This window comes from Mesorhizobium sp. M1A.F.Ca.IN.020.03.2.1, assembly GCF_004023205.1.
Classification (GTDB): Bacteria; Pseudomonadota; Alphaproteobacteria; order Rhizobiales; family Rhizobiaceae; genus Mesorhizobium.
The window spans coordinates 1-12,651 of record NZ_RZSV01000153.1 but is presented as its reverse complement, the minus strand read 5'-3'; the positions used below and the strand labels follow the sequence as shown (position 1 = coordinate 12,651).

Genomic DNA, 12,651 nt, shown 5'->3' with positions numbered 1-12,651 from the left:
GGGATCTGGAAATACTCCGTCGCATCCGCCGCCGTCTTCGCAAGGCCAATGAACAGCCTGTCCTGCCAGATCGGCATGCCGGAATTGGGCGAGGCCTTCAGCGAGCGCCGCGACAGGAAGAAGGACGTCGTCATGATGTCGAACTTCCATCCTTGCTTGCGGCAGATCGCCAGCGCGCGCGGAATGTTCGGCTGCTCCATGTAGCCGAAGGTCAGCGTGACCCGCATGAACAGGTCGTTGACCGTCTCCATCTTCACCCGCTCGCTGTCCGGCACCACCGGCTGCGGTGCGGTCACCACGGAAAGAATGACATTCTTCTCATGCAGCACCTTATAGTGCTTCAGGCTGTGCATGAGCGCGGTCGGCGCGCTCAGCGGATCGCCGGTCAGGAACACGGCGGTGCCGGACACCAGCTGCGGCTTTTTCTTCGAAAGGTTCGCCGCCAGGAAGTCGAGCGGGATTTCGTTGCGGCGCGTCTTGTCGAACAGGTAGCGGCTGCCGCGCACCCAGGTCCACATGCCGAGGATGATGGCGAAAGCCACGGCGAGCGACGCCCAGCCGCCTTCGAACACCTTGACGATGTTGGAGGCAAAGAAGCCGACATCGATGAAGACAAACAGAGCCGTTAACGACACCGCGACCCAGAGCTGCCATTTCCAGATACGGGTCATGACGACGAAGAGGAGCACCGTCGTCACCAGCATATTGCCGGTCACCGAGATCCCGTAGGCCGAGGCAAGTCTGCTGGACGCGCCGAAACCGACCACCAGAAGCATCACCACCAGCGCCAGCAGCATGTTGACGCGCGGCATGTAGATCTGGCCCGACTGTTTTTCGGACGTATGCAGGATCTCCAGCCGCGGCAGCATGTTGAGCTGCACCGCCTGCCTGGTCAGCGAAAAGGCACCGGAGATCACCGCCTGGCTGGCGATAACCGTCGCTGCCGTCGCCAGAATCACCATCGGGATCAGCGCCCAGCCTTCATTCATCTCGAAAAACGGATGGCCGACGACGCCGTTCTTGGCGAGCACGAAAGCGCCCTGCCCGGCATAGTTCAATAGCAGGCAGGGAAATACGATCGCCAGCCATGCCAGCACGATCGGCTTGCGGCCGAAATGGCCGAGGTCGGCGTAGAGTGCCTCCGCGCCGGTGACGGCCAGGAAAATGGCGCCGATCGTGACAAAAGCCACGTCCGGCGAGTGGATCAGGAAGGCGACGATGTAGTGCGGGCTGATCGCCCAAAGGATTTCAGGATCGGCAATGATGTGATTCAGCCCGGACAGGCCGATGGCGAGGAACCACACGGCGGTGATCGGCCCGAAGATCAAGGCGACACCACCTGTGCCGAACCGCTGCACCGCAAACAGAATGGCCAAGATGAGCAGCGTCAGCGGCACCACATAAGGCTGAAAGGCGGGTGTCACGACATTCATGCCTTCGACGGCCGAAAGCACGGAGATGGCCGGGGTGATCACGGCGTCGCCAAAGAAAAGCGAGGCGCCGGCGATGCCGATGGCCAGGATGACCGCCGAACGCGTCGCGAAAGTGCTGCGCGCCAGCGCCATCAGCGAGAGCACGCCGCCTTCGCCACGGTTGTCGGCGCGCAGCACGAACATGATGTACTTGATCGTGACGATGATCGTTAGCGACCAGATGATCAGCGACAGCACGCCAAGGATATCGCCGCGATCGGCGACCTCACCGCGCGAGGAAGCAACGAGCGCCTCGCGGAACGCGTAGATCGGGCTGGTGCCGATATCACCATAGACGACACCCAGCGCGCCCAGCATCAGCACCTTGGTGCTGTGCTGCTCTATTTCCGGATGCCCGGTTTGCTCGACGGGTTCTGCCTCAGCACCATTGGCAAGGGCCATGACGACACTCCGATAAAATGCGCGGTGCTCTACGCTTGCTGCAGTGCAATATCAAGTGCCCTGGCGTTAGGGCTCCCATACCGCCAGTGCAAGGCTCGACCTGCAGAGGTGCATTCAAATCTATGGCACAATGTGGATGCTTGAAGCGTCAGATCGCGACCTGCGTACCGATCTCGACCACGCGCCCGGTTGGGATCTGGAAATACTCCGTCGCATCCGCCGCCGTCTTCGCAAGGCCGATGAACAGCCTGTCCTGCCAGATCGGCATGCCGGAATTGGGCGAGGCCTTCAGCGAGCGCCGCGACAGGAAGAAGGACGTCGTCATGATGTCGAACTTCCATCCCTGCTTGCGGCAGATCGCCAGTGCGCGCGGAATGTTCGGCTGCTCCATGTAGCCGAAGGTCAGCGTGACCCGCATGAACAGGTCGTTGACCGTCTCCATCTTCACCCGCTCGCTATCCGGCACCACCGGCTGCGGTGCCGTAACCACGGAAAGAATGACGTTCTTTTCGTGCAGCACCTTGTAGTGCTTCAGGCTGTGCATGAGCGCGGTCGGCGCGCTCAGCGGATCGCTGGTCAAGAACACGGCGGTGCCGGACACCAGCTGCGGCTTCTTCTTGAGGAGGTTCGCCGCCAGAAAGTCGAGCGGGATTTCGTTGCGGCGCGTCTTGTCGAACAGGTAGCGGGTGCCGCGAATCCAAGTCCACATGATCAGCCCCATGATCAAAGCAACGGTGATCGATACCCAACCGCCTTCGACCATCTTGACGACATTGGCCGAGAAGAAGCCGAGGTCGATGACGCCGAAGAGCAGCGCCAGCGCCAATGCGAGCGCCAGCTGCCATTTCCAGAGCCAGCGCATGACGACAAACAAGAGGATCGTCGTCATCAGCATCTCACCGGTCACCGAAATGCCATAGGCGGAGGCGAGCGCGCTCGAGCTGCCAAAGCCGACGACCAGAAGCATCACGCCGAGCGCGACCAGCAGATTGACCCTCGGCATATAGATCTGGCCGCTTTGCATCTCCGATGTGTGCTGCACCTCGATGCGCGGCAGAAGATTGAGCTGCACCGCCTGTCTGGTCAGCGAGAAGGCGCCGGAGATCACCGCCTGGCTGGCGATGACCGTCGCCGCCGTTGCCAGGGCGACCATCGGCATCAGCGCCCATTCGGGAAGCATCTGGAAGAACGGGTTGGTCGGCTTGCCGCCGTGCGAGAGCACGAAGGCGCCCTGCCCGAAATAGTTGAGGAGCAGGCAAGGGAAAACGATGGAAAACCAGGCCAGCACGATTGGCTTGCGGCCGAAATGGCCAAGGTCGACATAGAGCGCCTCGGCGCCGGTGACCGCGAGGAAAACCGCGCCGACGGTGACGAAGGCGCCCGTCGGCGTGGTGGCCAGGAAATAGACCGCATAGTAGGGGTTTATAGCCAACAGGACGGACCAATCGTCGACGATGTGATAGAGGCCGGCAACGCCGATGGCCACGAACCATGTCGCCGTGATGGGTCCAAAGACTGCCGCCACCTTGCCCGTGCCAAAACGCTGCACGGCGAAAAGCACCGCCAGAATCACCAGCGTGATCGGAACGACATAGGCATCGAGCGCCGGCGTGATGACTTCCAGGCCTTCAACCGCCGAAAGCACGGATATCGCCGGCGTGATGATCGAATCGCCGAAGAAGAGGGCCGCGCCGCAGAGGCCGATCACCAGGATCAGGCTGGAGCCCTGCGGATAGGCGCTCCGTGCCAGCGCCATCAGCGACAGCGTGCCGCCCTCGCCCTTATTGTCGGCCCTCAGCACGAAGGCGACATATTTGATCGTGACGATGATGGTGAGCGCCCAGACGATCAGCGACAGCACGCCGAGCACATCGTTGCGGGCCACCACTCCCCCTGAAGCATGGAGAGCCTCTCGAAAGGCGTAGATCGGACTGGTGCCGATATCGCCGTAGACGACGCCGAGCGCGCCGAGCATCAGAACCTTGGTGCTGTGCTGCCGCTCGGCCTCGGCATGGCCCAAAGGTTCGAGGGATTCTGTTTCGCTGGCGTTGGCTAGCACCATGAACCCCACTTCATCAGATTCGCCACGCTCCGAGGCTGCCGCAAAGCGCGGAACACGCCGGAGCTACGCAAGGCATTCCTCGCCCTACCATCCGCAGGCCTTCAAGAACCGCCCAACCGTGCCGGCCATGCCATACTCCAGCGCATCCGCTGTCAACCCATGTCCGATCGATACTTCGGCCAATGCGGGGATGCGTTTGATCAATGCCGGCAGATTGTTCACGGTCAAATCGTGGCCGGCATTGACCTGGAGTCCCGCCGCGAGTGCCGCGTCCGCGGTTTTTCCCAGTCTTTCCAATTCCTTGGCCGCCTTGGCGGAATCGGAATGGTAACCGCCATAGGGCCCGGTATAGAGCTCGATCCGATCGGCGCCGGTATCGCGCGCGGCATTCACGCCGGCCGCATCGGCGTCGGAAAACAGCGACACGCGAAACCCGCCCTTCTTCAGCCGCTTGACGATCGGTGTCAGGAACGCGGCCTGCGCGACGAAGTTCCAGCCGTGGTCCGACGTCGCCTGCGCCGGATCGTCGGGCACCAGTGTCACCTGCTCCGGCTGGTTATTCTCGACAAGCGCCAGGAAATCCTCTGTCGGGTAGCCCTCGATGTTGAATTCCGTCTTGGGGAACTCATCGTCGATCAGCGCCCTGATCTCCGGCAGGTCGGAATGTCTCGTATGCCGCTCATCGGGACGTGGATGGACGGTCAACCCATGCGCGCCGGCGGCAAGAGCGATGCGCCCCAGCCCCGTGACGCTCGGCCACGGCAGATCGCGTCGGTTGCGCAGCATGGCGACAGCGTTGAGGTTGACCGAAAGCTTTGCAGGCATGAATTGGCATCCAGCTTGGTTTTGGCGGGCATCTATAGCGCCTTTGCAGGGAACAGATAGTGGGTTTCCGGTGTTCCAGAGACTAGCTGATGGCCAACACAAGGATTTGCCAGTGAATTTCCTCGAGGCCGTGCCGGCGATACGCCGCATTGAAACCAACCGTGACGCGCTGTTTGCCATCGACGTCGTCGGCGATGTTTCGCCGGCGGATGCGGAAAACCTGTTCGGCCTGCTGGAAGCTGCCTATGCCCTGCACCCGAGGATCGACGTGCTGGTGCGGCTGACTGACGAGGAGAGCGTCGACTGGGCCAACATCTCGCAAGAGACGCTGCAGCAAGGTGTGGCCGACGCGCTGGAGCACGTCGTCCGTTGCGCAGCTATCGGCGAACCGCGCTGGGCATCGCTTGTCGGCGACTTCTTTCCGAAGGTTCTGCCGTTCGAATTCCGGCATTTCACCAGTGACGACGAAGCCGCGGCCTGGCAATGGCTCGATGCGAGGCCGGCAGAATAAGCGGACTGGAGCAATTCCAGGAAAGGTGTGACGGCTTTCCGTTCGGAATTGCGCCAAAACAACGAGCTAGAGGGGTTTGCCGTTTTCTGAACCGGTGAACCGCTCTATCGCACGATCGTCAGCCGCTCGGCCGCACGCGTGATGGCCGTGTAGAGCCAGCGTTGCCGGGTCTCCTTGAAGGCCCAGCTCTCGTCGAACAGCACGACGTCATTCCACTGCGAGCCCTGCGCCTTGTGCGCGGTCAGCGCATAGCCGTAGTCGAAATCGTCGAATCGCTTCTTCTGCTGCCATGGAATCTCGGCATCCGGATCCTCGAACGCCGCCTTCAGCAGCTTGATCTTGGCAACGCCGCGGTCGGGATCGTCCTCCTCCGGCGAGACCAGCAGGTTGATGCCGGGCTTCACCGTCTCGCGCGACGAGGTCATCACTTTCCACAGCGATCCGTTGAGCAGCCCCTTGGCCGGATCGTTGCGCAGGCAGACCAGCTTGTCGCCGGCCTGCGGATAATCGGCGGAAAAGCCCTTCAGCTCGCGCAGGCGCTGGTTGTAGCGCCGCCGCGTGCGGTTGGTGCCGACCAGCACCTGATCGGCTTTCATCACCAGATCCTGCGTGACCCCTTCCCTGCCGATCACCTGCGCCGTGCCGTAGTCGCCGTGCATGAACTCGCGGCCTTCTCGCACGTCGAGCGCCAGCCGGATGATAGGGTTGTCGCGTGCCTGGCGATGGATCTCGGTGAGCAGCACATCCGGCTCATGCTCGGTGAAGAAGCCGCCGCCGGAGATCGGCGGCAGCTGGGCCGGATCGCCGAGCACCAGGATCGGCGTGCCGAAGCTCTGCAGGTCGCGGCCGAGTTGCTCGTCGACCATCGAACACTCGTCGATGACGACCAGCTTGGCGCGCGCGATCGGACTTTGCCGGTTGAGTGAAAAGGTCGGCGACATCGACGTCTTGCCCGTCACCTGGTCCTCGACCGATTCCTCGCCCTTCGGCCTGTAGATCAGCGAATGGATGGTGCGGGCGTTGGTCGCTCCTTTGGAGCGCAGCATCTGGGCAGCCTTGCCGGTGAAGGCCGCGAATTGCACCTGCCCGTCGACGTGCTCGGCGAAATAGCGCGCAAGCGTCGTCTTGCCGGTGCCGGCATAGCCGAACAGGCGGAAGATCTGCGGCCGCCCGTCCTTCAGCCAGCGGCCGACCGCCTTCAAAGCCTCGTCCTGTTGGGGAGAGAATTCCATCAGTTCGACAGACCGGATTCGCGAGCGAAACACAAGGTTGGCGTGCCATCACCGGCGTCGTCGGCGACGGTCTCATTCATTATCAGCTCGGCACGCTATCAGGCGCAAACAAGAACGTAAAGGGAACGAAGTTTGAGTCCGGGCTACCGGTGGGCTCCGGGATCATTCTCCAGCAGGATCGGCTTGCCGTGCGGCGTGGCGTGGGCGGCACGCTCCCAGGCGGCCGCGAGCGCATCGATCTCGTGCTTGCCGGCGACGCCCTTGGTCGCCAGCAATTTTTCCAGCGCCGACAGCCAGTGCTCGTAATAGTCGTGGCCGTCGCTCGCGGCGTCCGGCTTCTTCACTTCGGCGGACAAGGCGTCCGCCCATTCGTTCCACGAAAACAGGCCCTTGTCGTGCAGCGCGACCGTGATGGCGAAAGCCTCCGCCTGCCACGGTTCGGCGAAAACCGGATCGTCGAAGCCGCCCGGCAGTTCGGTCTCATGCCGGCTCAAGGTAGCTCTCCCAGGCATCGATCGAGACCTCAAGCGTCGGGTCGGCGCCCTCGCCCCAGATCTCGGCGCCGTCGAAAACCACGGTATAGACCCATTGCGGGTTCTCGCCCTTGCCATGCGCGTTGCTGTCCGGGAACACGAAGCCATCGCGAACGGCCTCGATCCTTCCGTTCTTGCCGCGCGCGTAGCGCGGCAGGCGCGTATGGCCGGTGGGACTGAAATTCTTCGTCCGCACGCGGTCGCCCGCCTGGAAGCGTGCCGGCGCAGCCACGGGACGATCGCATGGCCCGCCCTTGGCGAGCACGGCAGGCACATCGGCAGCCTTCAGCACGCGTTTGGGTGTCGCCGCCGGATCGACAGCCTTGCCGGCGGCAAGGTCGCGTTCCGTCACGAAGCCATGGCGCTTCAGGAGTACCTCAAGCGCCTGGATCCAGATCTGGTAATAGCTCGACGAATAATAATCGGCGGGATGCAGCGACTCTCGCGCATGCCGGCTCTCGTCGATGTTCCAGGCACCCATGGCGCCGGCAGTGAGCGTGACGCCAAGCGCCCGCCGCTCCCAGGCAGCATGGAAGTAAGGCTCGTCCGTCTCGGGCGCGACCGGCCCGAACCCCATCTGCCCGCCGAGATCTTGCGGCCCGTTCATGCCGGCTCCCTCGCCAGCGCAGTGCCGATCATCGAATCGCGGCTGACCAGGCCGGCGAGTTGCTCCTCGCTCCAGCCCTCGGTGCCTTTCGGCCGCATCGGCACCACAAGGTAGCGAAGCTCGGCCGTCGAATCCCAGACGCGGATTTTCCTACCCGCGGGCAAGGTTAGCCCGAATTCTTCCAGCACGCCGCGCGGATCGATAACAGCCCGCGAACGATAGGGCGGCGCCTTGTACCAGACCGGCGGCAGGCCGAGCACGGACCACGGATAGCAGGAGCAGAGCGTGCAGACGACGAGGTTGTGCGTCTCCTGCGTGTTGAACACCGCCTGCATGTGCTCGCCCTGACGCCCGGTATAGCCGAGCGAGGCAATTGCCGCCGTCGCGTCGCGCTTCAGCCATTCGGCATAGGCCGGATCGTTCCAGGCCTTCGCCACCACCCTGGCGCCGTTGCGTGGGCCGATTTTCGTTTCGTAGGTTTCGACGATGACGTCGATGGCCGCCGGATCGATCAGGCCCTTCTCGGTAAGGATCGTTTCCAATGCGCGCACGCGCGCCGCAAACGGATCGAGCTCGTTGTCGTGGTCGTGATCATGGGACATGGCGCAAGGTTACGATCGTGCGCACGCCCCCGCAAGCTCGGCAACTTGGGCCAGAGCCGGGCCGCCTATTCGGCGGCCAACTTTCTCGGTTCGGCATTTTCTCCGGGGTCAAAGAGCGAGGGCTGCTCGACCGGCTCGACCGCATGCAACTCCGGCCGGCTCTTCTTCGAGGAGAAGCTGAGTAGCCAGCCGGAGAAATGCTCGAAATAGACATAGATGACCGGCGTGACGAACAGGGTCAGCGCCTGGGATGCGAGCAGGCCGCCGACCACGGCAACGCCGAGCGGCTGGCGCAGCTCGGCGCTGGCGCCGGTGCCGAGCGCGATCGGGAACGTGCCCATCAAGGCCGCCAGCGTCGTCATCATGATCGGCCGGAAACGCATCAGGCAGGCCTTGTGGATGGAGTCCAGCGCAGACATGCCCTCGCGCCTCAACTCCAGCGCCACGTCGATCATCATGATGCCGTTTTTCTTGACGATGCCGATCAGCATCAGGATGCCGATCACGGCTATGACCGACAGGTCCATGCCGAAGAGCCGCAATGCAACCACCGCGCCCAGTACCGCCGACGGCAGGCCCGTCAGAATGGTCAGCGGATGGATGAAGCTCTCGTAGAGCATGCCGAGCACGATGTAGATCGTGAGGATCGCGCCCCCGATCAGCAGCCCTTGGTTGGCAAGCGAATCCTGGAACGTCTTGGCTGTGCCGGCGAAGGTGGTGCCGATCGCCTGCGGCATGCCGATCTGGTCCTTGAGCTGGTTGATGCGGGTCACCGTGTCGCCGAGCGAGACACCCTGCGGCAGGTTGTAGGAGATCGTCACCGCCGGCAGCTGGCCAAGCTGGTTGACCGTCAAGGCGCCGGCCGTACGATCGACCCGGGCGAAGGCACCGAGAGGAACGAGGCTGCCGCTCGCCGTTCTCACCTGAATGGCCAGCATGCGCTCCGGCGACCACTCGATCTTCGGATCGAGCTCGGTGATGACTTCGTAACTGTCGGCCGAGCCGAAAATGGTTGAGACCTGATCGGTGCCGAAGCCGCCATAGAGGGCGGAGCGCAGCGTGTCCGTGTCGATACCGAGCTGAGCGGCCTTGTCGCGATCGACGACCAGCGACGCCTGCAGCGCGTTGTTCTGCAAATCACTTGTGACGTCAGTGAAGAATTTATGATCGGCGGCCATGGCGTCGTTCAATTTCTGCGCCCAGGCGTCCGTCGCGCCGTTATCGAGGCCTTGGACGACCAGCTGATAGGCGCTGGCCGAGGACCGCGAGCCGAGCCTGAGGTTCTGCACCGGTTGCATATAGGTTTCGATGCCGGCGACGCCGGACAGCTGCCGCCTCAAATCGGAAAGCACCTTCTCTATGTCGGGACGCTTGTCCTTGTCCTTCAGTTGCACGAACAACTGTCCCTGATTGAGCGCATTATTGCCGCTGCCCACCGACCAGGCGACGTGATCGACGTAAGGCGAATGCGAGAAGACGTCGGCGACCTGGCTCTGCAGCTTCGTCATCGCGTCGAAGGAGATGTCCTGGCGGGCGATGGTGGTTACCGAGATCTGGCCTATGTCTTCTTGCGGGAAGAAGCCCTTCGGCGAAACCTGGATCAGCCAGACGGAGGCTGCCGCGGTGCCGACGAAGACCAGGAACACCAGGAAGGTGTGGCGCAGGCAGAAGCTCAGGATCCAGTCATAGCCACGCGTGATGAGATCATGTCTGTGACCGTCGGCATGCGCCTCGCGATCGGCCTTGGTCACCGACAAAAGCCGCGAGCACAGCATCGGGGTCAGGGTCAGGGACACGAACATCGACGCCAGGATGGCGACCGTTACGACGACGGCGAATTCGTTGAAGATACGGCCGATGACGCCGCCCATCAGAAGCACGGGGATGAACACCGCCACCAGCGAAATCGAAATCGATATGATGGTGAAGCCGATCTCACGCGCGCCCTTGAGCGCGGCGTCGAAAGCCGACAGCCCGTCCTCCTCCATGTGGCGGAAGATGTTTTCGAGCATGACGATCGCGTCGTCGACGACGAGGCCGACGGCCAGCGTCAGACCCATCAGAGATATGTTGTCGATCGAGAAGCCGAACAGGAACATCGCGCCGAGTGTGGCGATCAGCGAAATCGGCACGGCCACCGCCGGGATGATCGTTGCCGTGACGCGGCGCAGGAACACGAAGATCACCATCACCACCAACGCGATGGTCAGGAGCAGCGTGAACTGCACGTCGTCGACGGCCTGGCGGATCGAGGTGGATCGGTCGTTGAGCAGTTTGATGCTCGCGGCAGCCGGCATCTGGTCCTGGAAGGACGGCAGCATCGCCTTGACCTTGTCGACGACGTCGACCGTATTGGCGTCGGGCTGACGCTGCACGGCCATGATAATGGCGCGCGTGCCATCATACCAACTCGCCGTCGTCGTGGTTTCGACCGAGTCGATGACGCGCGTGACCTCGCCCAGCCGCACCGGATGGCCGTTCTTGGTGGCGATGATAATGTTTGAAAAATCGGCGGCGTTCATCAACTGAGTGTTGGCCGTGATCGTCAGCTGCTGCTTGTCGTTCTGCAGCACGCCGAGCGGGGTGTTGCTGTTGGCCGAGGCCACGGCCGTCTGCAACTGGTCGATCGAGATGCCGCGCGCGGCGAGCGCGGTCGGATCGATCTGGATGCGCACCGCATATTTTTGCTGTCCGTAGATCGAAACCTGCGCAACGCCATCGATGGTCGATAGCGAGGGCGAGATGACGTTTTCGGCGAAGGCGTCGAGATCGGTGAGTGGAACGGTGTCGCTGACCAGCGACATCAGAAGAATCGGCGCATCGGCCGGATTGACCTTGCGATAGCTTGGCGGCGCCGTCATTTGCGGCGGCAGCGATTTTTGCGTGCGCGCAATGGCTGCCTGAACGTCCGCGGCGGCCGCGTCGATGTCGCGGTTGAGCACGAACTGGATGGCGATCGAGGTCTGGCCCAGCGAGTTGGTGGTCGAAATAGAATCGATGCCGGCAATGGTTGCGAACTGCTTGATCAGCGGCGTCGCGACCGAGGTCGCCATGGTCTCCGGCGAAGCGCCGGCCAGTTGGGCCGAGACATTCACCACCGGGAACTCCGCGCTGGGCAGCGCGGCAACCGGCAGGAACTTGTAAGCGAACAGTCCGCCCAGCACGAGGGCGAACGACATCAGCAGCGTGGCGACGGGCTTTCGTATGCAGAATTCGGAAATCATGGGCGGGCCTCGCCGGCCTTGTCGGCTTGTGCGACCTTAGGCGAATTTTGATCGCCACTGTTGCTCGCTGTCTTGCCTTCGTGCACCGTCGCGCCGTCCTTTAGCCTTGTCTGGCCTTCGACCACCACTTTCTCGCCGCCCTTGAGGCCTTGGCTGATGGCGCTGTTATCGCCCTCCGTCAGCGCCACCTGCACCGGCCGCATCTCGACCGTGTTGTCCGGCTTGACCACATAGACGAAGGGACCTTTCTGGCTCGGCTGCACCGCGACCGTCGGCACCGAGGTCATTTGCGGCATCGTGCCGGCATCAAGGATGACGTTCACATACTGCCCCGGCCAAAGCGAAAGATCGGAGTTCGGTATGCTCGCCCGCGTGGCGATGGTGCCGGAGGCGGTGTCGACGCTGGAATCGACGAAATCGAGCGTGCCCTTGCCGATCGGCGTCGGATCGCCGTCCTTGGTCAGCGTCACGTCGCCTTGCTGTGGGCTCGCCAACGCCTTGTGCAATAAAGCAAGGTTGCTTTCCGGCAGAGTGAAATTCACCTGCAGCGGGTCCATCTGTGTGATGGTCACAAGCGGCGTCGTGGTGCTTGAGCCGTTGCTGGTGGTGACGAGATCCCCGACCGAGACACTGACCGCCCCCAGCCTGCCTGAGATGGGCGCGCTGATGGTCGCGTAGCTTAACTGGACCGTATCGGCGTCGATCGTCGCCTTGTCGGCATCGATGGTGGCGGCCGCGGCCTTCTGCGCCGCCAGTGCCTGGTCGTAAGTCTGCTGCGTGCCAGCCTGCTTGGCGACAAGGTCCTTGGCGCGCTGAAGATCCGCCGTGGCGCTCACCAGCAGGGCCTGGTCCTTGACGAGCGTCGCCTGATCCTTGGCAAGCTGCGCCTTCAGTGCGCGGTCATCGAGCGAGAAGAGAAGGTCGCCGGCCCTGACCATTTGCCCGTCTTTCACCGCGATCGACACGATCTGGCTGGAGACACGGGCATTCACGCTGACCACCGACGGTGAGGAGACGAAGCCGATGGCGTAGCGACGGATCGGAAAATCGGCGGTCGTCGCAGTTGCCGAAACGATCGAGGCGGAACGCGCGCCGCCAGCGCCGCCCTTCTGGCTGCCCGATGCCTTGGTCGTGTCGGCGCCGGCTGTGTCGGCCTGCTGGCCGGAGATCAGCTGCTGCAC

10 protein-coding genes are annotated in these 12,651 nt (G+C 62.9%); 1 reads left to right on the top strand and 9 read right to left on the bottom strand.

Annotation, left to right across the window (positions count from 1 at the left end; translation table 11 throughout):
- From EOA79_RS21785 to EOA79_RS21775, 3 genes are all read right to left on the bottom strand, one after another.
- Positions 1-1,874: potassium transporter Kup (locus EOA79_RS21785; protein WP_164893909.1), on the bottom strand; the 1,874-nt coding region annotated here is incomplete at its 3' end.
- A gap of 148 nt (positions 1,875-2,022) precedes the next feature.
- Positions 2,023-3,936, bottom strand: a complete 1,914-nt coding sequence (locus tag EOA79_RS21780; protein WP_095824878.1) for a potassium transporter Kup — start codon at positions 3,934-3,936, stop codon at positions 2,023-2,025.
- A gap of 84 nt (positions 3,937-4,020) precedes the next feature.
- Positions 4,021-4,761 carry a pyridoxine 5'-phosphate synthase gene (locus EOA79_RS21775; RefSeq protein ID WP_067323265.1) on the bottom strand — a complete coding sequence of 247 codons (741 nt, stop codon included), beginning with the start codon at positions 4,759-4,761 and terminating at the stop codon, positions 4,021-4,023.
- Here EOA79_RS21775 and EOA79_RS21770 point away from each other — a divergent pair.
- Entirely contained in the window at positions 4,739-5,272 is a 534-nt protein-coding gene (locus EOA79_RS21770) for an STAS/SEC14 domain-containing protein (RefSeq protein ID WP_348628538.1), read from the top strand. The genes EOA79_RS21775 and EOA79_RS21770 overlap by 23 nt on opposite strands.
- 104 nt (positions 5,273-5,376) lie before the next feature.
- Here EOA79_RS21770 and EOA79_RS21765 read toward each other — a convergent pair whose 3' ends face one another.
- From EOA79_RS21765 to EOA79_RS21740, 6 genes are all read right to left on the bottom strand, one after another.
- Positions 5,377-6,504: an ATP-dependent RecD-like DNA helicase gene (locus tag EOA79_RS21765; RefSeq protein WP_095824880.1), complete on the bottom strand. Its 1,128-nt coding sequence runs from the start codon at positions 6,502-6,504 to the stop codon at positions 5,377-5,379.
- Between the two features lie 143 nt (positions 6,505-6,647).
- The gene (locus EOA79_RS21760) at positions 6,648-7,016 is read right to left on the bottom strand and encodes a nitrile hydratase accessory protein (RefSeq protein WP_164747285.1); all 369 of its coding nucleotides are present in this window, start codon (positions 7,014-7,016) and stop codon (positions 6,648-6,650) included.
- A complete protein-coding gene (gene nthB / locus EOA79_RS21755; RefSeq protein WP_095824882.1) occupies positions 6,985-7,644 on the bottom strand; it encodes a nitrile hydratase subunit beta in 660 nt (219 codons plus the stop codon). Before nthB ends, EOA79_RS21760 begins: the two co-directional genes overlap by 32 nt.
- Positions 7,641-8,246, bottom strand: coding sequence for a nitrile hydratase subunit alpha (gene nthA, locus EOA79_RS21750; RefSeq protein ID WP_095824883.1), 606 nt, complete (start codon positions 8,244-8,246; stop codon positions 7,641-7,643). Before nthA ends, nthB begins: the two co-directional genes overlap by 4 nt.
- 65 nt (positions 8,247-8,311) lie before the next feature.
- Positions 8,312-11,470, bottom strand: a complete 3,159-nt coding sequence (locus EOA79_RS21745) for an efflux RND transporter permease subunit (RefSeq protein ID WP_095824884.1) — start codon at positions 11,468-11,470, stop codon at positions 8,312-8,314.
- Positions 11,467-12,651, bottom strand: a 1,185-nt coding sequence (locus EOA79_RS21740) for an efflux RND transporter periplasmic adaptor subunit (protein WP_245489909.1), incomplete at its 5' end; no start/stop codon positions are given. The genes EOA79_RS21745 and EOA79_RS21740, both read right to left, overlap by 4 nt.